Source organism: Pseudomonas sp. Irchel 3F6 (assembly GCF_900187595.1).
Taxonomy (GTDB): Bacteria; Pseudomonadota; Gammaproteobacteria; order Pseudomonadales; family Pseudomonadaceae; genus Aquipseudomonas; species Aquipseudomonas siliginis.
The window spans coordinates 25,792-48,901 of record NZ_FYDP01000006.1 but is presented as its reverse complement, the minus strand read 5'-3'; the positions used below and the strand labels follow the sequence as shown (position 1 = coordinate 48,901).

At 60.1% G+C, this 23,110-nt stretch carries 24 protein-coding genes and 1 tRNA gene; 18 read left to right on the top strand and 7 right to left on the bottom strand.

The genetic code is table 11. From position 1 onward, the window contains the following. Positions 1–98: 98 nt before the first annotated feature. The 10 genes from CKW30_RS19590 to CKW30_RS19545 are packed head-to-tail and all read left to right on the top strand — an operon-like array spanning position 99 to position 8,808. Positions 99–1,061: a DUF523 and DUF1722 domain-containing protein gene (locus CKW30_RS19590; RefSeq protein ID WP_095181660.1), complete on the top strand. Its 963-nt coding sequence runs from the start codon at positions 99–101 to the stop codon at positions 1,059–1,061. Further along, on the top strand, positions 1,061–2,002 hold the full coding sequence (locus tag CKW30_RS19585) for a MerR family transcriptional regulator (protein WP_056790272.1): 942 nt from the start codon (positions 1,061–1,063) through the stop codon (positions 2,000–2,002). The genes CKW30_RS19590 and CKW30_RS19585 overlap by 1 nt, the downstream gene beginning before the upstream one ends. Before the next feature lie 16 nt (positions 2,003–2,018). Then, entirely contained in the window at positions 2,019–3,464 is a 1,446-nt protein-coding gene (phrB, locus tag CKW30_RS19580; RefSeq protein ID WP_095181659.1) for a deoxyribodipyrimidine photo-lyase, read from the top strand. Beyond that, on the top strand, positions 3,457–3,879 hold the full coding sequence (locus CKW30_RS19575; RefSeq protein ID WP_071173575.1) for a nuclear transport factor 2 family protein: 423 nt from the start codon (positions 3,457–3,459) through the stop codon (positions 3,877–3,879). Before phrB ends, CKW30_RS19575 begins: the two co-directional genes overlap by 8 nt. Beyond that, positions 3,876–4,658 carry an SDR family oxidoreductase gene (locus CKW30_RS19570; protein ID WP_041479996.1) on the top strand — a complete coding sequence of 261 codons (783 nt, stop codon included), beginning with the start codon at positions 3,876–3,878 and terminating at the stop codon, positions 4,656–4,658. The genes CKW30_RS19575 and CKW30_RS19570 overlap by 4 nt, the downstream gene beginning before the upstream one ends. After that, positions 4,655–5,902 (top strand): NAD(P)/FAD-dependent oxidoreductase, encoded by a 1,248-nt coding sequence (locus CKW30_RS19565; RefSeq protein ID WP_095181658.1) that lies wholly within the window; start codon positions 4,655–4,657, stop codon positions 5,900–5,902. Before CKW30_RS19570 ends, CKW30_RS19565 begins: the two co-directional genes overlap by 4 nt. Next, on the top strand, positions 5,899–6,714 hold the full coding sequence (locus CKW30_RS19560; protein ID WP_095181657.1) for a DUF1365 domain-containing protein: 816 nt from the start codon (positions 5,899–5,901) through the stop codon (positions 6,712–6,714). The genes CKW30_RS19565 and CKW30_RS19560 overlap by 4 nt, the downstream gene beginning before the upstream one ends. After that, positions 6,701–7,966, top strand: a complete 1,266-nt coding sequence (locus tag CKW30_RS19555) for a cyclopropane-fatty-acyl-phospholipid synthase family protein (RefSeq protein WP_095181656.1) — start codon at positions 6,701–6,703, stop codon at positions 7,964–7,966. The genes CKW30_RS19560 and CKW30_RS19555 overlap by 14 nt, the downstream gene beginning before the upstream one ends. After that, positions 7,959–8,450: a DUF2878 domain-containing protein gene (locus CKW30_RS19550; RefSeq protein ID WP_095181655.1), complete on the top strand. Its 492-nt coding sequence runs from the start codon at positions 7,959–7,961 to the stop codon at positions 8,448–8,450. The genes CKW30_RS19555 and CKW30_RS19550 overlap by 8 nt, the downstream gene beginning before the upstream one ends. Before the next feature lie 52 nt (positions 8,451–8,502). Further along, a complete protein-coding gene (locus tag CKW30_RS19545; protein ID WP_024014290.1) occupies positions 8,503–8,808 on the top strand; it encodes a YkgJ family cysteine cluster protein in 306 nt (101 codons plus the stop codon). 133 nt (positions 8,809–8,941) lie between these two features. Here CKW30_RS19545 and CKW30_RS19540 read toward each other — a convergent pair whose 3' ends face one another. From CKW30_RS19540 to hemA, 6 genes are all read right to left on the bottom strand, one after another. Beyond that, positions 8,942–9,460, bottom strand: coding sequence for an acyloxyacyl hydrolase (locus CKW30_RS19540; protein ID WP_041480001.1), 519 nt, complete (start codon positions 9,458–9,460; stop codon positions 8,942–8,944). A gap of 111 nt (positions 9,461–9,571) precedes the next feature. Next, a complete protein-coding gene (murI, locus tag CKW30_RS19535) occupies positions 9,572–10,363 on the bottom strand; it encodes a glutamate racemase (protein ID WP_095181654.1) in 792 nt (263 codons plus the stop codon). After that, positions 10,356–11,111 (bottom strand): molybdopterin-synthase adenylyltransferase MoeB, encoded by a 756-nt coding sequence (locus CKW30_RS19530; protein WP_095181653.1) that lies wholly within the window; start codon positions 11,109–11,111, stop codon positions 10,356–10,358. Before CKW30_RS19530 ends, murI begins: the two co-directional genes overlap by 8 nt. Continuing rightward, complete coding sequence (prmC, locus tag CKW30_RS19525) at positions 11,105–11,935, bottom strand: peptide chain release factor N(5)-glutamine methyltransferase (protein WP_095181652.1); 831 nt, start codon at positions 11,933–11,935, stop codon at positions 11,105–11,107. Before prmC ends, CKW30_RS19530 begins: the two co-directional genes overlap by 7 nt. Beyond that, positions 11,936–13,018, bottom strand: coding sequence for a peptide chain release factor 1 (prfA, locus tag CKW30_RS19520; protein WP_016773210.1), 1,083 nt, complete (start codon positions 13,016–13,018; stop codon positions 11,936–11,938). Beyond that, positions 13,015–14,301 (bottom strand): glutamyl-tRNA reductase, encoded by a 1,287-nt coding sequence (gene hemA, locus CKW30_RS19515; protein ID WP_016773209.1) that lies wholly within the window; start codon positions 14,299–14,301, stop codon positions 13,015–13,017. The genes prfA and hemA overlap by 4 nt, the downstream gene beginning before the upstream one ends. Before the next feature lie 182 nt (positions 14,302–14,483). Here hemA and CKW30_RS19510 point away from each other — a divergent pair, with 182 nt between their 5' ends. The 8 genes from CKW30_RS19510 to ychF all read left to right on the top strand — a co-directional run bounded on the left by CKW30_RS19510 (position 14,484) and on the right by ychF (position 21,406). After that, positions 14,484–16,208, top strand: a complete 1,725-nt coding sequence (locus CKW30_RS19510; protein ID WP_056790302.1) for a tetratricopeptide repeat protein — start codon at positions 14,484–14,486, stop codon at positions 16,206–16,208. 3 nt (positions 16,209–16,211) lie between these two features. Then, on the top strand, positions 16,212–16,829 hold the full coding sequence (gene lolB, locus CKW30_RS19505; protein ID WP_016773207.1) for a lipoprotein insertase outer membrane protein LolB: 618 nt from the start codon (positions 16,212–16,214) through the stop codon (positions 16,827–16,829). Positions 16,830–16,832: 3 nt separating this feature from the next. Then, positions 16,833–17,684, top strand: a complete 852-nt coding sequence (gene ispE / locus CKW30_RS19500) for a 4-(cytidine 5'-diphospho)-2-C-methyl-D-erythritol kinase (RefSeq protein WP_041480006.1) — start codon at positions 16,833–16,835, stop codon at positions 17,682–17,684. Positions 17,685–17,721: 37 nt separating this feature from the next. Beyond that, positions 17,722–17,796, top strand: a tRNA-Gln gene (locus CKW30_RS19495). Between the two features lie 45 nt (positions 17,797–17,841). Next, a complete protein-coding gene (locus CKW30_RS19490; protein ID WP_003171603.1) occupies positions 17,842–18,783 on the top strand; it encodes a ribose-phosphate pyrophosphokinase in 942 nt (313 codons plus the stop codon). 141 nt (positions 18,784–18,924) lie between these two features. Continuing rightward, complete coding sequence (locus CKW30_RS19485) at positions 18,925–19,527, top strand: 50S ribosomal protein L25/general stress protein Ctc (RefSeq protein ID WP_056790308.1); 603 nt, start codon at positions 18,925–18,927, stop codon at positions 19,525–19,527. A 171-nt stretch (positions 19,528–19,698) separates the two neighbouring features. Continuing rightward, on the top strand, positions 19,699–20,283 hold the full coding sequence (gene pth / locus CKW30_RS19480) for an aminoacyl-tRNA hydrolase (protein WP_016773203.1): 585 nt from the start codon (positions 19,699–19,701) through the stop codon (positions 20,281–20,283). Positions 20,284–20,305: 22 nt separating this feature from the next. Beyond that, positions 20,306–21,406: a redox-regulated ATPase YchF gene (gene ychF / locus CKW30_RS19475; RefSeq protein WP_016773202.1), complete on the top strand. Its 1,101-nt coding sequence runs from the start codon at positions 20,306–20,308 to the stop codon at positions 21,404–21,406. A gap of 144 nt (positions 21,407–21,550) precedes the next feature. On the opposite strand, the gene CKW30_RS19470 is transcribed toward ychF, so the two are convergent. Next, a complete protein-coding gene (locus CKW30_RS19470; protein ID WP_056790311.1) occupies positions 21,551–22,768 on the bottom strand; it encodes an MFS transporter in 1,218 nt (405 codons plus the stop codon). Between the last annotated feature and the right edge of the window lie 342 nt (positions 22,769–23,110).

Sequence of the window (23,110 nt, the reverse complement as noted above, 5' to 3'; positions counted from 1 at the left end):
ATCTTATACAAATCATTTGACTTGTACATCCATCGATCTATGCTGAGGAAAAGTTGTACAGAGATAACTCTCTGTACAGGTATAGATTCGAGGTGCTCATGTCTACTGCTTCCCTGTCCAAGCCGAAGATCGCCATCAGCGCCTGCCTGTTGGGCGAAGAAGTGCGCTACAACGGTGGGCACAAGGAATCGCGGCTGTGCAGCCGTACCCTTACCGAATATTTCGAATTCGTCCCGCTTTGCCCGGAAGTTGCTATCGGCATGGGTATTCCCCGTGAGCCGATTCGGCTGGTCGGCGACCCTGAGCAACCCGAGGCGGTCGGCACCGTTGACCGGACCATCAACGTGACCAGGCCGCTGGCCGAGTACGGCGAGAAAATGGCCGCCGAGTTGCAGGACCTGTCCGGCTACATCTTCATGCAGCAGTCGCCCTCCTGCGGGCTGGAACGGGTCAAGGTCTATCACGACAACGGCGCGCCAGTGAATGGTGGCGGACGCGGGATCTATGCGCAGGCATTCTGTGCACAGCATCCGGATCTGCCGGTGGAAGAAGCCGGACGCCTCAACGATCCGGTGCTGCGGGAAAACTTCATCACCCGCGTCCTGGCCTACAGCGCTTGGCAGCAAGTGCTCGCCGAGGGCCTGAGCCGCCGCGCCCTTACCGAGTTCCATTCGCGCTACAAGTACCAGCTGATGGCGCACAACCCGCTGCAATACAAAAACCTCGGCAAGATGCTCGGCAACATGGCCGACAGCGATCCCGCCGAACTCGGCCCGCGCTATTTCAGCGAGCTGATGGCCGCGCTGAAGAAATGCGCCACTCGCGGCACCCACTGCAACGTGCTGCTGCACCTCAGCGGTTATTTGAAACAATCGCTGAGCGCCGAAGACAAACAGGAAATGCAGCAGATCATCGGCCAGTACCGCCAGGGCATCGTGCCGCTGGTGGTGCCGTTGACGCTGCTCAAACATCACTTTCGACTCCATCCGGACCCGTACATCGCGCAGCAGGTTTACCTGCAGCCGCATCCGGAAAACCTCAGTCTGCGAAACGCGATCTAATGAACGATAAAACCGACAGCAGCGCCCAGGAAGACCTCGGCGCCGACTTCAAGAAAGCCCTCGACGAGGGCTGGTTGCCGATTCGCGAAGTCGCGCGGCAGACCGGCGTCAACGCCATCACCCTGCGCGCGTGGGAACGTCGCTATGGGTTGGTGGTGCCCCAGCGCACGCCCAAGGGCCATCGACTGTATAGCGCTGAACATGTGCAGCGGATCATGGCCATCCTCACCTGGCTCAACCGTGGCGTTGCGGTGAGCCAGGTCAAGCCACTGCTCGATGCGCCGCAGGCCTTCACGGAAACTGTGGAAAACGATTGGCAGCGTCTGCATCAGACGTTGCTGTCGGCGGTCACCTCGCTCAATGAGCGCGCGCTGGATGACAGCGTCAATCAGGCCATCGCCTTGTATCCGCCACGGACGTTGTGCGAGCAATTGCTGATGCCGCTGCTGGCCGAGCTCGAACAGCGCTGGCAGGGCCAGTTCGGTGCGCAGATGGAACGGACGTTTTTCTTTTCCTGGTTGCGCAGCAAATTCGGCGCACGCATCTACCATAACAACCGTCAGCTGCATTCGGCGCCGCTGCTGTTGATCAATCATTCCGACCTGCCGCTGGAGCCGCATCTGTGGCTGTGCGCATGGCTGATCAGCAGTGCCGATTGCCCGGTGCAAGTGTTCGACTGGCCACTGCCGGCCGGTGAGCTGGCGCTGACCGTCGAGCATCTGCAAGCCCGTGGCGTGCTGCTGTATTCGAGCAAAGCCATGCAACTGGCGCAGCTGCCCAAGCTGCTGGCGAACGTCAATTGCCCGACCTTGATTGCTGGCCCCACGGTGCACATTCACCACACCGAATTGTCCGCACGCACCGCCCAGACTGCCGACCTGTTCCTGGCTGAAGATCCGCTTGCCGCACACCAGGCGCTGCTCGAGCGCGGATTGATTTGATGATGGGTTTAATCACATGCAACTGATCTGGCTGCGCAGCGACTTGCGCCAACGTGACAACACAGCCCTCGCGGCCGCCGCAGCTCGCGGCCCGACCGTGGCGGTGTATCTGTTGAGTCCGCAGCAATGGCTGGCGCACGACGATGCGCCGTGCAAAGTGGATTTCTGGCTGCGCAATTTGCGCGAACTGAGCCAGAGCCTCGGCGCGCTGAACATCCCGTTGTTGATTCGCAGCGCACCGCACTGGGATCAGGCACCGGCAGAACTGCTCAAGCTGTGCCGGCAATTGAAGATCGAGGCGGTGCACGTCAACGAGGAATACGGCGTTCACGAAAGCCGCCGTGATGAAACCGTGGCCGAAACGTTGCAAGCCGAAGGCATCGAATTCCACAGTTACCTGGATCAGTTGCTGTTAAAACCCGGCACAGTGCTGACCAAGACCGGCACCTACTTCCAGGTGTTCAGTCAGTTTCGCAAAGTCTGCTACGAACGCCTGCATCGCTCGATGCCGGCACTGGTCAAGGCACCCGGCAAGCAGGCCGCGCTGGATATCGCCAGCGATGCAATTCCGGAGGCGGTAAAAGGTTTCGCCACACCGAGCGAATCCCTGCGCGCCCTGTGGCCGGCCGGCGAGCAAGAGGCGCGACGCCGCCTCGACACCTTCACAGATGCGCAGATCGACTACTACCGCAGCGAACGCGACTTCCCAGCCAAACCTGGCACCAGCCAATTGTCGGCGTATCTCGCCGCCGGCGTGATCTCGCCACGCCAGTGCCTGCACGCTGCACTGCAAAGCAATCAGGGCGAGTTCGAAAGCGGCAAGGTCGGCGCAGTGACCTGGATCAACGAGCTGCTGTGGCGCGAGTTCTATAAACATATTCTGGTCGGCTACCCACGCGTCTCTCGGCATCGCGCCTTCCGCCCGGAAACCGAAGCGCTGGCCTGGCGCGATGCGCCGGAAGAACTCAAGGCCTGGCAAGAGGCACGCACCGGGCTGCCGATCATCGACGCGGCGATGCGCCAATTGCTGGAAACCGGCTGGATGCACAATCGCCTGCGCATGGTCGTGGCGATGTTCCTGACCAAAAACCTGCTGATCGACTGGCGCGAGGGCGAACGCTTTTTCATGCGCCACCTGATCGACGGCGACCTGGCGGCCAACAACGGTGGCTGGCAATGGAGCTCATCGACCGGCACCGACTCAGCGCCGTACTTCCGTATTTTCAACCCGCTGAGCCAGTCGGAAAAATTCGATGCCGAAGGCGTGTTCATCAAGCGCTGGTTGCCGGAACTGGCCGGGCTCAACAAGAAGGAAGTGCACAATCCGGCGGCAGCCGGAGGACTGTTCGGCGTGGCCGGTTATCCGGCGCCGATCGTCAACCTCAGCACTTCACGCGAGCGTGCGCTGACGGCGTTCAAGAACCTGCCGTCGCGCCAGCCTGTGGGCGGCAGCGATGAGTGAATTCCTGCGCAGCTTCGCCCGCGAGTTTTGCGGGTTGAACAAAGACAACCTGCATCGCCTCGGCGAGCTGTACAGCGACGACATTCATTTCACCGATCCGCTGCACGAAGTTCAGGGCCTGGCACAACTGCGGGATTACTTCAGTGAGCTGTACGCCAACGTCAGCGATCTGCGTTTCGATTTTCATGGTTTCGACCAGATCCGCGAAGGTGAGGGTTACCTGCGCTGGGTCATGAGTTATCGCCATCCGCGCCTGGCCAACGGTCGGGAAATCAGGGTCGGTGGCTGCTCGCACCTGCTCTGGCGCGACAAGGTTTATCGCCATCGGGATTATTTCGATGCCGGGGCGCTGCTGTATGAACACTTGCCAATATTGGGCCGGGTGATTGCCTGGCTGAAAAGGAGAATGGGATGAGTCGTACACCTCCACGGCGGTATTGGTTGACCGGCGCCAGCAGTGGCATCGGTGCAGCCTTGTGTGAGGACATTCTGAAAAGCGGCGCACACCTGGCGGTCAGCTCGCGCTCGGCCGCGCCGCTCAAGGTCTTGTCCCAGCGTTATCCGGGCCAGGTGCTGGTGGTGCCCGGCGATCTGACCAACAGTCAGACCGTGCGCGAAATCGGTGAGCAGATCACCGAGGCCTGGGGTTCGCTGGACAGCGTGATTCTCAACGCCGGCACCTGTGAATATGTCGACGCGCGCCAGTTCGATTCGTCGATCATCGAGCACGTGGTGCGCACCAATCTGCTCGCCAGCAGCTATTGCATCGAAGCCGCCCTGCCGCTGTTGCGCAAAGGCACCGCGCCGCATCTGGTCGGCATGGCCAGCTCGGTGACTTACCTGCCGCTGCCACGGGCCGAAGCCTATGGCGCATCGAAGGCCGGGCTGCGTTACCTGTTCGAATCGCTGCGCATCGATCTGGCGGATGAAGGTATTGAAGTCACCATCATCAGCCCGGGTTTTGTCGAAACGCCGCTGACCGAGAGGAACGATTTCCCGATGCCGCTGAGCTGGCCCGCAGATAAAGCGGCGCGGCACATCTTCGCCAAACTCAAGGACCGTCCGCTGGAAATTGCCTTCCCGGGGCTGTTCATGGCCGCGCTGTGGCCGCTGTCCAAGCTGCCCGCCCGCGCGCAACTGGCGATCGGCAAACGCATGGTGCGCAAGAACCCTCCGCAGCGGGACCCGATATGAAAATCGCCGTAATTGGCAGCGGTATCGCCGGGCTCACCTGCGCCTACCTGCTGAACCGCCGCCACGACATCACCGTGTTCGAAGCGAGTGACTGGGTCGGCGGCCACACCCACACCGTACCGGTCAGCGTGGCTGGGCAATCGTTCGCCATCGACACCGGTTTCATCGTGTTTAACGACTGGACCTACCCGAACTTCATTCGCTTGCTCAACCAGCTCGGCGTGGCGTTCAAGCCGACCGAAATGAGCTTTTCGGTAACCGACCCGGACACTGGCGTGGAGTACAACGGCAACAACCTCAACAGCCTGTTCGCCCAGCGCAGCAATCTGTTGTCGCCCGGGTTCTGGGGGATGCTGCGCGACATTCTGCGCTTCAACAAAGAAGCCCAGCGCGACCTGGTGGAACTGCGCATCGCCGCCGATACCACGCTCGATGATTACCTCAAGGCCGGCGGCTACGGCGAGCGCTTCATCCTGCACTACATCGTGCCGATGGGCGCGGCGATCTGGTCGATGCCAATGGCGGAAATGCTCAATTTCCCGCTGCAATTCTTCCTGCGTTTTTTCAAGAATCATGGCCTGTTGTCGGTCAGTGATCGGCCGCAGTGGCAGGTCATCGAAGGCGGTTCCAGTGCCTACGTCGCGCCGCTGACCGCTTCGTTCAGCGACAGGATTCGCCTGACCTGCCCGGTCAGCCGCGTCGAGCGCAATCAGCATGGTGTGGTTATCCACAGCCCGGCCGGCCTCGAACATTTCGACAAGGTGGTGTTCGCCTGTCACAGCGATCAGGCCCTGAGGCTGTTGGCCAACCCGAGCGACGCCGAGCGTTCGATTCTCGGTGCCCTGCTCTACGCCGACAACGACGTCGTGCTGCACACCGACACGCGCCTGCTGCCTACGCGCAAACTGGCCTGGGCCAGCTGGAACTATCGCCTCGGCGGCGCCGGCCATACCCGCGCGGCGGTCACCTACAACATGAACATCCTGCAGGGCATCGAGAGCGACACCACGTTCTGCGTCAGCCTCAACCAGACTGCCGGCATCAGCCCCGATAAAGTGCTGGCCCGCTATACCTACGCTCACCCGCAATACACCCTCGCCGCAGCGGCCGCGCAAAACCGCTGGGGCGAACTCGACGGCGAGCAGCACACGCATTATTGCGGCGCCTACTGGGCCAACGGCTTTCATGAAGATGGCGTTGTCAGCGGGCTGCGCGTAGCCGCCGCGTTCGGTGAAACCCTGTGAACAGCGCCCTCTACAGCGGCGTCATCGGCCACCGACGTTTTGCGCCGCGCCGCCACGAATTCCGCTACCGCATCGGTTTGCTCTACCTCGACCTGAGCGAACAGGACGCCGTGCTGGCCTTGTCGCCGCTGGCGGGGCGCAGTCGTTTCGCGCCGTTCTCGTTTCGCGAAACCGATTACCTCAAAGCCTTCACCGGCAAGGGCATACGCCTGATCGACGCGGTGCGCCAGCAGGTCGGTGCAGCCATCGGTCATGAACCACAAGGCGCGGTATGCCTGCTGACCCAGCCGCGCAGTTGGGGGCTGTCGTTCAATCCGGTGAGCTTCTTCTACTGCCATGAAGCCGACGGACAACTGGCGGCGATCGTTTGTGAAGTCACCAATACGCCATGGCGCGAGCGTTTTCATTACGTGTTGCCGGCGCAGACGCCGACCAGTCTGGTGGATTTCCACCAACATTTTGCTGTAGCCAAGGCGTTTCACGTTTCACCGTTTCTGCCCCGCGACCTCGAATACCGCATGAGCTTCAGCCCGGCCGCGCAAAGCCTGGGTGTGCACATGGCCGATTGGCAGGGCAGCGAGAAACTGTTCGACGCCACACTGAATCTGCGCCGCGAACCGCTCGATCGTCGCAGCCTGCATCGCTATCTGCGGCGCTTCCCGTGGATGACCGCAAAAACCGCTCTGGCGATTTATTGGCAAGCACTGCGACTGCTGCTCAAGCGCGCGCCGATCTTCCCTCACCAGGCTGCCGACGGCAGCTTTAAAACCGCCACTGTGCCTCCGAAGGAGCCGCACCATGAAATCCTCTAGCCTGCCGCTCGGTCGCTTCAGCACCAACGGTTTGACCGGCTCGCTGCTGCGCCGTGGCGTGTTGCGCCAATTGGCCCAGCTCAAACACGGACAATTGATGGTCGTCGAGGATGGCGAACAAATGCTTTTCGGCACCCCGGGCAGCGCCCTGCTCGGCGAAGTCCATGTACTCGACCCGGCCCTGTGGGGCATGGTCGCCAGCAGCGGCTCGATCGGCGCCGGCGAAGCATTCATCCACGGCTATTGGAGTTCGCCGGACCTGACTGCTGTGGTGCGCGTGTTCGTCAGCAATCTCGATGTACTCGATGCCATGGAAGGTGGCCTGGCGCGTCTGGGCCGGCCCTTCGTGCAAGGCCTGCACTGGCTCAATCGCAACACGCGCAAGGGTTCGCAGAAAAACATCGCCGCGCACTACGACCTCGGCAATGAACTGTTCGAACAGTTTCTCGACCCGACCATGATGTATTCCGCCGCCCAGTTCCTTTCGCCGAGCGACACCCTGGAACAGGCGCAATTGAACAAACTTGAACGCATCTGCCAGAAACTCGCGCTCAAGCCCAGCGACCACCTGCTGGAAATCGGCACCGGTTGGGGCAGCATGGCCCTTTACGCAGCACAGCATTACGGTTGCCGCGTGACCACCACGACGCTGTCGAAAGAGCAGTTCGCGTTCACTGCCAAGCGCATCGAACAACTCGGCTTGCAGGATCGCGTCACCCTGCTGCTCAAGGACTACCGCGACCTCAGCGGCGAGTACGACAAACTGGTGTCGATCGAGATGATCGAAGCGGTCGGCCATCGGTTCCTGCCGACCTACTTCAAACAATGCGCGCAGTTGCTCAAAAGCAACGGCCTGATGCTGCTCCAGGCGATCACCATTCGCGAACAACGCTACGAACAGGCCAAGCGCAGCGTAGACTTCATCCAGCGCTACATCTTCCCCGGCGGCGCCCTGCCCTCGGTGCACAAGATGCTCGATGTGGTCGGGCGCGAAACCGACATGAACCTGCTGCACATGGAAGATTTCGGCTTGCATTACGCCAGGACACTGCGCCTGTGGCACGAGAACTTTCGCCTCGCCCATGGTCGCCTGAGCGAGCTGGGCTACGACGATTATTTCCTGCGTTTGTGGGAGTTTTACCTGTGCTATTGCGAGGGCGGGTTCCTCGAACGCACCATCGGCACCGCGCAATTGCTGCTGGCCAAACCGGCGGCGATGACCGCGCCGCTGCTCGGGCGCTTCGATGCGTGAGCAAATCGCCAATGCCGTGCTGTTTCAGCTCGGCTGGCTGGCCTGCGTGCTCGGCGGCAACAGTTTATGGCTGTTGCTGGCGGTGGCGGCTCTGGTGATTCATCTGCGCTGGATCAGCAGTTGGGCGGCAGAAGGTCGTTTGATTCTGTGCGTGGTGATTGTCGGCACGGCGGTGGACAGCGTCTTGCGTTACCTCGACGTGTTCCGCTTTGCAGACGCCTCGCCGCTGATTCCGCTGTGGCTGATGCTGCTATGGGCACTGCTCGCCACCACGTTGCGCCACTGCCTGGCCTGGAGCGCGCGGCCATGGTGGCTGGCCAGCGGACTTGGCGCGGTGGGCGGGGCGTTGTCGTACTACGGTGGCGGACGCTTGGCCGGCGTGCATTTCCCTTACGGCGAAGTGTCGACGCTGATCGTCATCGGACTGCTCTGGGCAGGGCTGTTCCCGCTGTTGCACTTGATGGCACGGCGTCTGGCGCCGTGAGCGTCCGTCAGCGCTTTCACACCCACAGCGATCACTGCCTTACACTGCCACGATGAAAACCATCCCTCACACACAAATCGCCGAACCGGCGGTCACCTGCTCGACCTGTGCGGCGTGCTGCTGCCAGCTCGAAGTGATGCTGATCACCGACACCGGCGTGCCTGATCGCTTTATCGATACCGATGAATGGGGCGGCGAAGTGATGCTGCGTCTGGACGACGGCTGGTGCGCGGCACTGGATCGCGACAGCATGATGTGCACGATCTATGAACGACGCCCGCTGATTTGCCGCGAGTTTGAAATGGGCGCGCCGGAGTGCATCGAAGAGCGCCGGGGAATTGCTACAGCCTACCGCTGATTTCTTTCACGGCGCAGAAACAACTGTGGGAGCGAGCCTGCTCGCGAAGGCGGTGTGTCAGCCACCATTTGAATTGACTGACACTCTGCTTTCGCGAGCAGGCTCGTTCCCACGTTGGTTCCGCGTAGGCGGATTACAGCGGCATTGTGTAATGCAGCGCGTAGCTTTCTACACCATCGTTGTCGCTGGACAGGCCGGCGTTGGAGTAGTGCGTGGCGCGGATGCCGACTTCGTGGCCGCCGTTGAAACGCAGGCCGACACCGATGCGGTCTTCAAACTGGAAGGAGCCGCCCAGGTTGTTGCTTTCGTATTCGGTGTTGGAGAAGAACGCCACGCCGATACCCGCTTCCACGTATGGCTTGACCGACTGGCCGGCAAACTCGTAAACGAATACAGGTGAGAACGACAGGCTGTTGTTGCTGGAAGTCTTGTCACCTTCCCAGTACGTGTAGGCACCGCTCCAGTAGCCGGTCAGGCGACCCACGTCGCTCTGCAGCCAGCTCTTGTCCCAGTCGAAATTCATGCCTAAGCGATACGTCATTGTCGAATCGCTGGTACCGCCGACGGCGAATTCAACGCCAGCGGCTTGTGCAGTAATGCTTTGCCCCATCAGTGCGGCCGCAATCGCGGCCAAGCAGAATAGTCGCTTCACTTTGAAACTTCCTTTTCCGGAACGATCGTTTGGTTTTTAGTTGCTGCTGTCGCTATAGAAATCCGCGCTTGGTCAGAAGTTCAGCGTTTTTTTAGTTATTTCACATTTTTTTTACAAGTCGAAGTTTTGCACATTCGACGCAGTTTGGCCCAGCAACGGTAGGATTTTTCTGAGAGATTGCGGATCGCCGCTGGTCCAGAACTTCACCGGCTGGCTCGGACGTCGCGCCAGCAGATCACGCTCGGCGAGCAAGCGTTGCAACTGCCGGGCCACGGCAGCTCCGGTATCGATCAGGCTGACATCGTCGGCGATCATCGACCTGAGTAACGGCTTGAGGAAGGGATAATGGGTGCAGCCAAGAATGATCGTGTCGCAGTTTTGCGCCAGCAATGGAGCGACGTAACCTTGCAATAAAATGCGTAATTCGGCGCTGTGCAGATCACCCGTTTCGATCAGTTCGACCAGTCCCGGACAGGGCTGGGTGATGACTTTAATGTCGGCCGCGAAGCGATCGAGCAACGCGGCAAACTTCGCGCTCTGCAACGTGCCGGTCGTGGCCAGGACGCCAACCACGCCGCTTCGTGTGGCCGCTGCGGCCGGTTTGACCGCCGGTTCCATGCCGACAATCGGCCAGTCGGGGAAATCGCGACGCAGATCGGCAACCCCCGCTACGGTCGCGGTATTGCACGCCAGCACCAAAGCTTTGGCCCCCTGCTCGCGAAAGAACCCGGCCATCACGCTGCAACGCTCGCGGATGAATTCCGGGGTTTTCTCGCCGTAAGGAATGTTCCCGCAATCGGCGACATAAAGCAGCGATTCGTTGGGCAGCAAGCGCTGGATTTCGCCGAGGACCGACAAGCCGCCGACCCCGGAATCGAACACGCCGATCGGCGCTTCACGCATGGCGGGCGCCACAGACGCTGCAGCCCGGATCACGCTTGACGCGAAGCTCACGGAATCGCGAGCCCAAGGCATCGATCAACAACAGTCGCCCCACCAAGGGTTCACCAAAGCCGACCAGCACCTTCAACGCTTCCAGCGCCTGCAAGCTGCCAACCAGACCGACCAATGGCCCGACCACGCCGGCCTCGCTGCAGGTCAGTTCGGCTTCACTGCCGTGACCGTACAGGCAGTGGTAGCAAGGGCTCTCGGCACGCCGAGGATCGAACACCGACAATTGCCCTTCCAGACGAATTGCCGCGCCACTGACCAGCGGCTTGCACGCGGCAACACAAGCGGCGTTAACCGACTCGCGCGTGGAAAAGTTGTCCGAACAATCGAGCACCAGATCCACCGCCGCCACCGCTGCACCGAGAGAATCCTCGTCCAGCGCCTGGCGATGGGCGACCAGTTGAATTTCCGGATTGATCGCGCCCAGGCGCTTGAGCGCCGAGTCGACCTTGGACATGCCGACACTGTCGGTGTCGTGAATGATCTGCCGTTGCAGATTGGTCAGATCGACCGTGTCGAAATCCGCCAGATGCAATTCGCCGACGCCCGCTGCTGCCAGATACAGCGCCACTGGCGCGCCGAGACCGCCGAGGCCGACGATCAGCACGCGGCTGGCCTTGAGCTTCAGCTGCCCGTCGATGTCGATGTGTTGCAGCAGAATCTGCCGGCTGTAGCGCAGCAATTCCTGATCATTCAGCACGGCAGGCGCCCCAGACTGATGCGTTGATGGCCGCCCAGATCGGTGCGGCTGTGGACTTCTTCAAAGCCACGGGTAAGCAGCAGATCACGCACGGCTTCGGCCTGATCATAGCCGTGTTCGAGCATCAGCCAGCCTCCGGTTTCAAGATGATCCGGCGCCTGCGCAACAATCAGGCGCAGATCATCGAGGCCATCTTCACCGGCGACCAGCGCACTGGCCGGTTCGAAGCGTACATCGCCCTCGAACAGATGCGGATCGGCGGCGGCAATGTACGGCGGGTTGCTGATGATCAGTTGAAAGCGCTGGCCTGCAAGTGCGCTGAACCAATGGCTGTTCAGCACCGTAGCGTTGTTCAGGTGCAGACGCTGGCGATTGCGTTCGGCCAGGGCCACGGCTTCAAGCACACGATCCACGGCAGTGACTTTCCACGCCGGCCGTTCGCTGGCCAAGGCCAAAGCAATCGCGCCACTGCCGGTGCCCAGATCAAGAACCTTGGCCGGAGTTGCCGGCAGCAGCTCAAGGGCTGCCTCCACCAGCAATTCGGTGTCAGGACGCGGAATCAGCGTGTGCGGCGCGACTTCCAGATCCAGCTTCCAGAAGCCCTGCTGGCCGAGAATATAAGCCACCGGCTCACCGCTACGCCGCCGTTGCAAATACTCGGCAAAGGTCAGCGCAGCCTCGCTCGGCACGATGCGCTCGGGCCAGGTGTGCAGGAAGCTGCGCGACTTGCCCAGTGCGGCGGCGAGAAGCAATTCAGCGTCCAGACGCGCAGTCGGCGAGTCCGGCAACTCGGCGGCGCGCAACAGGCTGGCGATGATGGTCATTTATTCACCTATCGCTGCGAGTTGGTCAGCCTGATATTCGGCCAGCAAGGGCTCGATCACAGCTTCGACGCCACCGGCGAGAATTTCATCCAGCGAATACAGGGTCAGGTTGACGCGATGGTCGGTGACCCGGCCCTGGGCGTAGTTGTAGGTGCGGATACGCTCGGATCGATCGCCGGAGCCGACCAGCAACTTGCGCTCACTGGCAATCGCGTTGGCTGCCGCTGCGTTTTGCTGATCGTTGAGCTTGGCCGACAGCCACGCCATCGCCCGGGCACGGTTCTTGTGCTGGGAGCGTTCTTCCTGACACTCGACGACGGTGCCAGTCGGAATGTGGGTGATGCGGATCGCCGAATCGGTGGTGTTGACGTGCTGACCACCAGCGCCAGAGGAACGGTAAGTATCGACACGCAGATCCGCCGGGTTGATCTCGATCGCTTCGCGCTCGTCCGGCTCCGGCAACACTGCCACGGTGCACGCCGAGGTGTGGATCCGACCCTGGGATTCGGTGGCGGGTACGCGCTGAACGCGGTGCGCGCCGGACTCGAATTTCAGCTTGCCGTAAACGTTGTCGCCTTCAATGCGCGCGATGACTTCTTTATAGCCACCGTGTTCGCCTTCGTTTTCCGAGAGGATCTCGACGCGCCAGCCACGCCGCTCGGCATAACGCGAGTACATGCGGAACAGGTCGCCGGAGAAGATCGCCGCCTCGTCGCCACCGGTGCCGGCGCGGATTTCGAGGAAGACGTTGCGCCCGTCATTCGGATCTTTAGGCAGCAACATGCGCTGCAGATCGGATTCCAGCGTGACCAGCAACTCCTTGGCTTCGCGAACTTCTTCCACGGCCATTTCGCGCATGTCCGGGTCGTTGTCCTTGAGCAGCGCCTGCGCGCCTTCAAGATCGCTTTGTACGCCGAGCAGCTTTTTATAGGCGGCCACTACCGGCTCGAGTTCGGCGTACTCCTTGGAATAGGCGCGGAATTTGGCCTGATCGGCAATGACTTCACCGTCGCCGAGCAGCGCGGTCAGTTCCTCGAAACGGTCCTGGAGAATGTCCAGCTTGTTGAGCAGTGACGCTTTCATTGCGGTTTTTTATCCGAAAAACTATCCGGTGAGCCCTCAAGGGCAAAGAGTTCCTGGGCCATGGCCAGCGCATCGAGGCGGCCTTCGGCAGACAGCTTTTTCAATTGCACGCTGGGCGCATGCAAGAGTTTGTTGGTCAGGCCACGGGCCAGTTGCCCGAGCACGTCTTCGGCGTTGCCGCCGTTGGCCAGCAGACGCAGGGCTTTTTGCAATTCCTCGTCACGCAAGCGCTCGCTCTGTTGACGATAGGCCTTGAGCACATCGACTGCCGCCAGTTCGCGCAGGCGCACCATGAAATCGTCGGCGCCGACCGAGACCATCTCCTCCGCCGCTTGCGCAGCGCCCTGACGGCTCTTGAGGTTCTCGGCGACCACTTCGTGGAGATCGTCGACGCTGTACAGGTAAACGTCGTCCAACTCGCCGACTTCTGGCTCGATATCTCGTGGTACCGCGATGTCGACCATGAAGATCGGCTTGTGCTTGCGCAGCTTCAGCGCACTTTCCACCGCACCCTTGCCGAGGATCGGCAACTGGCTGGCGGTCGAACTGATGACGATGTCGCTGCGCACCAGCTCCGCCGGGATGTCCGAGAGCAGCACCGCGTGAGCGCCGAACTGCTCGGCCAACTGACTGGCGCGCTCGAGCGTGCGGTTGGCGACGACGATGCGCTTGACCCCCAGCTCATGCAAATGGCGCGCGACCAGCGTAATCGTCTCGCCGGCACCGATCAGCAGCGCCTGGCTGCGTTGCAGATCGCTGAAAATCTGTTTCGCCAGGCTCACCGCAGCAAACGCCACCGACACCGGGTTCTCGCCAATCGCAGTATCGGTACGCACCTGCTTGGCGGCATTGAACGTCGCCTGAAACAACCGCCCCAGCAGCGGACCGATGGTGCCGGCCTCGCGGGCCACGGCGTAGGCCGATTTCATCTGACCGAGAATCTGCGGTTCGCCCAGCACCAGCGAGTCGAGCCCGGAGGCGACGCGCATCATGTGACGAACAGCCGCATCGTCTTCATGCACGTAAGCACTGGCGCGCAGCTCGTCGAGACTCAGATGGTGATAATCGGCCAGCCAGCGCAGCACGACATCGGCCGACAGCTGATCCTGTTCTATATAAAGCTCACTGCGATTGCAGGTGGAGAGGATCGCGGCTTCGCGGCTGTCGGTCAGTCGGCAGAGCTGCTGCAAGGCCTCCACCAGCTGCTCAGGGGTAAAGGCCACGCGCTCGCGGACGTCTACTGAAGCAGTCTTGTGGTTAATACCGAGTGCAAGGAAGGCCATTCAAGGTCGCTGATGGTGACGTGAAGCCGGCAATTGTCCTACTTCGAAAGATTCAGAACAACTACCGCTGACTATTGTCCCAATCGTCAGCCCCTATAATGGCCACAATTGAGTCTCGGTTATGTTTGGCCGAAGGCTTGTGTCATGATGATCCGACCGCAGGTTAGTCGTCCTCTTCCTATATGAATAGATCTTCCGCGTTGCTCCTCGCTTTTGTCTTCCTCAGCGGCTGCCAGGCCATGGCGCCCGTTGCGCCGGATGGCACCCCGCCGGTCGAAGACACCACGCCCGCACCTGAAAAGCCCAAGGTTTACGGCTCGTTCAGCGAGGAAACCGTGTTCAGCCTGCTGAGCGCCGAACTCGCTGGCCAGCGCAATCGTTTCGACATTGCCCTGGACAATTACGTGACCCAGGCCATCAACACCCAGGATCCGGGCGTTTCCGAGCGTGCGTTCCGCATCGCCGAATATCTGGGCGCCGATCAACCGGCCCTCGACACCGCGCTGATCTGGGCCCGCAATGCCCCGGACGATCTCGAAGCGCAACGCGCCGCTGCCGTGCAACTGGCCCGCGCCGGGCGTTACGACGACTCCATGGTCTACATGGAGAAAGTCCTGCAGGGCAAGGGCGACACCCATTTCGATTTCCTCGCGCTGTCGGCCGCCGACACCGATCAGGAAACCCGCAACGGCCTGATGAAAAGCTTCGACCGTTTGCTCCAGCGCCACCCGAACAATAATCAGCTGATTTTCGGCAAGGCTCTGCTGTTGCAGCAGGACGGCGACAATCAAGGCGCGCTGACTCTGCTCGAAGACAACCCACCGGAAGACGGCGAGATCGCACCGATCCTGCTGCGCGCGCGCCTGCTTCAATTGCTCAACCGTGGCGACGAAGCGCTGCCGCTGTTGCAGAAAAGCATCAGGAAATACCCGGAAGACAAACGCCTGCGCCTGACTTACGCGCGCATGCTGGTCGAACAGGACCGCATGGACGACGCCAAGGCCGAATTCTCCACGCTCGTTCAGCAATACCCGGAAGACGATGAACTGCGTTACTCGCTGGCACTGGTGTGCCTGGAAGCCAAGGCGTGGGATGAAGCCAAGGGCTATCTGGAAGACCTGATCGCTCGCGAAAGCCACGTCGATTCAGCGCATCTGAATCTCGGCCGGATTGCCGAAGAGCGCAACGACCCACAAGGCGCGCTCATCGAATACGCCCAGGTCGGCCCGGGCAATGACTATCTGCCGGCACAGCTGCGTCAGGCCGATATCCTGATGAGCAACGGCAAAACCGCCGAAGCGCAGAGCAAGCTGGCGGCCGAGCGTGACGAGCAACCCGACTACGCGATCCAGTTGTATCTGATCGAATCGGAAACCCTGTCGGCCAATAAACAGGACGACAAGGCCTGGAAAGTTCTGCAACAAGCGCTGCAGAAATACCCGGACGATCTCAATCTGCTTTACACCCGCGCCATGCTCGCGGAAAAACGCAATGATCTGGCGCAAATGGAGAAAGACCTGCGCCTGATCATCAAGCGCGACCCGGACAACGCCATGGCGCTCAATGCGCTGGGCTACACCTTGTCCGATCGCACCACCCGCTACGCTGAAGCGAAAACGCTGATCGAGCAGGCGCACCAGATCAACCCGGAAGACCCGGCAGTTCTCGACAGCCTCGGCTGGGTGAACTATCGCCTGGGCAATCTGGACGACGCGGAGAAATACCTGCGCCAGGCGCTCGAGCGTTTCCCTGACCACGAAGTCGCCGCGCACCTGGGCGAAGTCCTCTGGGCCAAGGGCAATCAGCGCGAAGCCAAACAAGTGTGGGGCAAGTTCCTCAAGGATCAGCCCGACAGCACCATTCTGCGCAGCACCATCAAGCGCCTGACCGGATCCGAGAATCTTTAAACCATGCTTTTGCGCCACGTTATTGTTTTCAGCTTCATCGCCCTCCTCGCCGGCTGCTCGGGTTTCGGCACTCGCGAATCGGTCGAGGGCCACGGCAGCCCGGCCCAGTGGGCGGCGAATAAACAGCAACTGACCGGCCTTGATGGCTGGCAGATCGACGGCAAGATCGGCATCCGCGCGCCGAAAGATTCCGGCAGCGGCACGCTGTTCTGGCTGCAGCGTCAGGACTACTACGACATTCGCCTGTCCGGCCCGCTGGGTCGTGGCGCGGCGCGCCTGACCGGGCGTCCGGGCAAGGTGTCGCTGGAAGTCGCCAACCAGGGCCGCTACGAATCGCAATCTCCTGAAGCCTTGCTCGAAGAGCAACTGGGCTGGAAATTGCCGGTGTCGAATCTGGCCTGGTGGGTTCGCGGCCTGCCCGCTCCGGAAAGCAAGAGTCGCTTGAACCTGGACGCCGACAGTCGCCTGGCCAGCCTTGAGCAGGACGGCTGGAAAGTCGAATACACCGCCTACACCGAACAGAATGGTTATTGGCTGCCCGAGCGCATCAAGCTGCACGGCACCGACCTTGACGTGACGCTGGTGATCAAGACCTGGCAACCGCGCAAGTTGGGGCAATAAAGCATGACCGCTGCACGCCTGACCCTGCCCTCGCCGGCCAAACTCAACTTGATGCTGCACATTCTCGGTCGCCGTGAAGACGGTTATCACGAATTGCAGACGCTGTTTCAGTTCCTCGATTATGGCGATGAAATCACTTTCGCCGTGCGCGATGACGGCGTGATTCAGCTGCACACCGAGTTCGCCGGCGTGCCCCACGACAGCAACCTGATCGTGCGCGCGGCGAAGATGTTGCAACAACAATCCGGCTGCGCGCTCGGTATCGACATCTGGATCGACAAAGTCCTGCCCATGGGCGGCGGCATCGGTGGCGGCAGTTCAAATGCGGCGACAACGTTGCTCGGACTCAACCATTTGTGGCAACTGGGCTGGGATGAAGATCGCCTGGCGGAACTGGGCCTGTCACTCGGTGCCGACGTACCAGTGTTCGTCCGTGGCCATGCGGCATTTGCCGAGGGTGTTGGCGAGAAACTGACCCCGGTCGACCCCGAAGAACCGTGGTATCTGGTGCTCGTGCCGCAAGTCGCTGTTAGTACGGCAGAAATTTTTTCCGATCCTTTGTTGACACGTAACACACCGCCCATTAAAGTGCGCCCCGTTCCCGAGGGAAACAGTCGAAATGACTGCTTGCCGGTGGTAGCAAGGCGTTATCCAGAGGTACGTAACGCATTGGATTTGTTAGGTAAATTTACCGAAGCAAAGCTCACCGGAACTGGAAGTTGTGTGTTTGGGGGCTTCCCAAGCAAAGCTGAAGCTGATAAAGTCTCGGCCCTTCTGACAGAGACCCTTACAGGGTTTGTAGCGAAAGGAAGCAACGTTTCGATGTTGCATCGCAAGCTGCAAAGTCTGCTCTAAAGGAATCAAGTGCCCGGCACTTGAAAGCAACAGATACAGGGGCGTCGCCAAGCGGTAAGGCAGCAGGTTTTGATCCTGCCATGCGTTGGTTCGAATCCAGCCGCCCCTGCCATTTTCTCTACTCATCCAGGTTACCCTCAGCCTCTAGGTACTGCGCGTGTCCAAGATGATGGTCTTTACGGGGAATGCCAACCCCGATCTGGCTCGGCGTGTCGTACGTCAGCTGCATATCCCTCTCGGTGACATCTCTGTCGGCAAGTTTTCCGACGGCGAAATCACAGCCGAGATCAATGAAAACGTTCGCGGTAAAGACGTCTTCATTATTCAGCCGACCTGCGCTCCGACCAACGATAACCTGATGGAACTGGTAGTGATGGCTGATGCCTTCCGCCGCTCCTCAGCTACTCGTATCACTGCTGTTATTCCTTATTTTGGTTATGCCCGTCAGGATCGCCGTCCGCGTTCCGCACGTGTGGCTATCAGCGCGAAAGTCGTTGCTGACATGCTTACCGTAGTCGGCATCGACCGTGTTCTCACGGTTGATCTGCATGCTGACCAGATTCAGGGCTTCTTCGATATTCCGGTAGATAACATCTACGGCTCCCCGGTTCTGGTGGATGACATCGAAGATCAGCGCTTCGAAAACCTGATGATCGTGTCCCCGGACATTGGTGGCGTCGTGCGTGCACGGGCTGTTGCCAAGTCGCTGGGCGTCGATCTCGGGATCATCGACAAACGCCGTGAGAAAGCCAATCACTCTGAAGTGATGCATATCATCGGTGATGTCGAAGGGCGTACCTGTATTCTGGTCGATGACATGGTCGATACCGCCGGCACCCTGTGCCACGCGGCCAAGGCCCTGAAAGAGCATGGCGCAGCCAAGGTCTTTGCCTACTGCACACACCCTGTGCTGTCGGGCCGGGCCATCGAGAATATCGAAAATTCCGTGCTGGACGAGCTGGTGGTCACTAACACCATCCCGCTGTCCGCTGCAGCACAAGCCTGTGCACGTATCCGTCAACTGGATATCGCACCGGTTGTTGCCGAAGCGGTTCGCCGCATCAGCAATGAAGAATCGATCAGCGCGATGTTCCGTTAAGGGCCCTGCCCTTCGCGAAATGTCTCGTTGACGAAAAGCGCCCCGCCCCGGCATTCCTGTCGGGGCGGGGCTTTTTTGCCCATACCGTGTTCGGCGCTGGTCGCAAACGCCACTCGGTCATGGCTATTTTGGAGATACAAAATGAACGATTTTACTCTGAATGCTGAAGTGCGTTCCGACCTGGGGAAAGGTGCGAGCCGCCGCCTGCGTCGTCTCGCCGCTCTGGTTCCAGCTGTTGTTTACGGTGGCGACAAAGCCCCTGAATCCATCAGCATGCTGGCCAAAGAAGTTGCCAAACTGCTCGAAAACGAAGCGGCTTACAGCCACATCATCGAGCTGAACGTTGGTGGCACCAAGCAGAACGTCATCATCAAGGCTCTGCAGCGTCACCCGGCCAAAGGCCACGTGATGCACGCTGACTTCGTACGCGTTGTTGCCGGCCAGAAACTGACCGCCATCGTGCCTGTACACTTTGTTGGCGAAGAAGCTCCAGTGAAGAAAGGCGGCGAAGTTTCGCACGTTGTTGCTGAAATCGAAGTGACCTGCCTGCCAAAAGATCTGCCTGAGTTCATCGAAGTCGATCTTTCGAAAGCAGAAATCGGCACCATCATTCACCTGTCGGACCTCAAAGCTCCTAAAGGTGTTGAGTTCGTTGCTCTGGCACACGGCGATGACAAGGCTGTTGCCAACGTCCACGCTCCACGTGTTGCTGCAGAACCTGCCGAAGAAGGCGAAGCAGAGTAATTCACTCTGTCATGCCGGAGTGAGCAAGTAACATCGCGGACTGGAACGTAGCGAGAAAGCGGGCGAGAACGCGGAGTTTACATCCATGGTAAATGAGCATTTTTCGTCCACTTTCGCCGCTTTCCCCGATCGCGGCGATGTTATCCACCACTCCAAGGAAGGGCCCCTATCGTGACTGCCATCAAACTGATCGTTGGCCTGGGAAATCCAGGCGCTGAATACGAACAGACCCGGCATAACGCAGGGGCCCTTTTTGTTGAGCGCATCGCCCACGCACAGAATGTGAATCTCGTGGCCGATCGCAAATATTTCGGCCTGACCGGGCGCTACTCGCATCAGGGTCAGGATGTTCGTCTGCTGATTCCCACCACCTACATGAACCGCAGCGGCCAGGCCGTGGCGGCACTCGCCGGTTTCTTCCGCATCAAGCCTGAAGAAATCCTCGTGGCGCATGACGAACTCGACTTGCCTCCGGGCGTTGCCAAGCTCAAGCAGGGCGGCGGCCATGGCGGTCACAACGGGTTGCGCGACATCATTGCGCAACTGGGCAATCAGAATACGTTCTACCGCCTGCGGCTTGGCATCGGCCACCCGGGCGTTGCCAGTATGGTTTCAAATTTCGTCCTGGGTCGTGCGCCACGCGCCGAACAGGAAAAACTCGATGCCAGCATCGACTTTGCCCTCGGCGTGCTGCCGGATATCCTCGCCGGGGAATGGAACCGCGCGATGAAAAACCTGCACAGCCAGAAGGCCTGACTTTTACCCGAGGGGAAACACCATGGGATTCAATTGCGGCATCGTCGGCCTGCCTAACGTCGGCAAGTCCACCCTGTTCAACGCCCTGACCAAATCCGGTATCGCGGCCGAGAACTTCCCCTTCTGCACCATCGAGCCGAACAGCGGCATCGTGCCGATGCCTGATCCACGCCTGGAAGCGCTGGCGGCCATCGTCAATCCCAAGCGCATCCTGCCGACCACCATGGAATTCGTCGACATCGCCGGCCTCGTCGCCGGTGCCTCGAAAGGTGAAGGCCTGGGCAACAAGTTCCTGGCCAACATCCGTGAAACCGACGCTATCGCTCACGTGGTGCGCTGCTTCGAAGACGACAACGTGATCCACGTGTCCAACAGCGTCGACCCGAAACGCGACATCGAAATCATCGACCTTGAACTGATCTTCGCCGACCTCGACAGCTGCGAGAAACAACTGCAGAAAGTCGCGCGCAACGCCAAGGGCGGTGACAAGGACGCCGTGGTTCAGAAGGCTCTGCTCGAGCAACTGATCGCGCACTTCACCGAAGCCAAACCGGCACGCAGCCTGATGAAGAACATGAGCGCGGACGAGAAAGCCGTGATCAAGGGCTTCCACCTGCTGACCACCAAGCCGGTCATGTACATCGCCAACGTTGCCGAAGACGGTTTCGAGAACAACCCGCACCTGGACGTGGTCAAGGCCATTGCCGAAGAAGAAGGCGCCATGGTGGTTCCGGTGTGCAACAAGATCGAAGCGGAAATCGCCGAGCTCGACGACGGCGAAGAGAAGGACATGTTCCTCGAAGCGCTGGGCCTGGAAGAGCCTGGCCTGAACCGCGTGATCCGCGCCGGTTACGAAATGCTGCACCTGCAGACCTACTTCACCGCCGGTGTCGAAGAAGTCCGCGCCTGGACCGTCAAGGTCGGTGCCACCGCACCACAGGCCGCCGGCGTGATCCACACCGACTTCGAAAAAGGCTTCATCCGTGCCGAAGTCATCGCCTACAACGACTTCATCCAGTACAAGGGCGAAGCCGGCGCCAAAGAAGCCGGCAAGTGGCGCCTGGAAGGCAAGGATTACATCGTCAAGGACGGCGACGTGATGCACTTCCGCTTCAACGTCTAAGCAACAGCCGCACAAGAAAAAGCCGCGTTTGATACGCGGCTTTTTTGTGCCCGAAAGATTGTTAAAAGATCGCAGCCTTCGGCAGCTCCTACAGATGTACATCTATCCCCTGTAGGAGCTGCCGAAGGCTGCGATCTTTTGATCTCAAGCTTTTTTAGTACGCGGGAGAAAGATCGCCAACACACCAAACAACGGCAGGAATGAGCAAAGGAAATACACGTACTCAATCCCGTGCACATCCGCCAGATGCCCGAGCAGCGCTGCGCCAATCCCGCCGAAACCAAACATCAGTCCGAAGAAGATCCCGGCAATCATCCCGACATTGCCTGGCACCAGTTCCTGCGCGTACACCACGATCGCCGAGAATGCCGACGCCAGAATGAAACCGATCACCACGCTGAGAATGCTGGTCCAGAACAGATCGACATGCGGCAGGATCAGGGTGAATGGCGCCACCCCCAGGATGGAAAACCAGATCACTGCCTTGCGCCCGATCTTGTCGCCGATAGGCCCGCCGAAGAACGTCCCCGCCGCCACTGCGCCCAAAAACAGGAACAAGTGCAATTGTGAACTCGCCACCGACAGGTCGAACTTCTCGATCAGGTAGAAGGTGAAATAACTGGTGAAACTGGCCATGTAAAAATACTTGGAGAACACCAGCAGCCCGAGCACCACCAGCGCACTGGTCACCCTGCCCTTCGATAAGCCGTGCGTCGCGGCTTGGCCGGCCTTGAGCTTGAACAGGTTCAGGTGATTGGCGTACCAGCGGCTGATGCGGTACAGCACGAACAGCGCAAACACCGCGAACAGACCGAACCACGCCACATTGCCCTGGCCGAAGGGAATGATGATCGCCGCCGCCAGCAATGGGCCGAACGCGGAGCCGGCATTGCCGCCGACCTGAAAGGTCGATTGCGCCAGACCAAACCGGCCGCCCGAGGCCAGCCGCGCAACACGCGAGGCTTCCGGGTGAAAGGTCGACGAGCCGATACCAATCAGCGCCGCCGCCAGCAGAATCAATGGGAAGCTGCCGACCACCGACATCATCAGAATGCCGATCAAGGTACACACCGTGCCCGCCGGTAACAGCCACGGTTTGGGGTGGCGATCAGTGTGATACCCGACCCACGGCTGCAACAGCGACGCGGTCAACTGAAAGGTCAAGGTGATCAGGCCGACCTGGGTAAACGTCAGGCCATAGCTGGCCTTGAGCATCGGGTAGATCGACGGCAGCACCGACTGGATCAGGTCATTGATCAGATGCGCCAGCGCCACCGCGCCGATGATGCGCATCACCAAGGGGCTGCTTTGCGGAGCAGCGGTCGCCGAGGCAGCGGCGGTCTGGACGTTGCTGATAGCCATGGAAAATTCCGGACAGCAGATGGGTGCCCGCAGGCAGGTGCGTCAATGTGCCATTTTTCGGTGCGCCAGCGCTATCCCCTTAGCCAGCTAACTAACCAACATTCCTATCTCGCGTAGGAGCTGCCGAAGGCTGCGATCTTTTGATCTTGCTTCTAAGCATCAAAGTCAAAAGATCGCAGCCTTCGGCAGCTCCTACAGGGGATCGCTGGTGGCGAAGGTGATAGCTCAACGCCATGGTCTGAATCTTGCCTTGCTTCTGCCCTTGAACACGATCGCCTTACAAAGGCGCTCGACAATGGGAAGTTTCGCTACAGAGCCGGCCTACAGAGCGGGCGAGGGTGA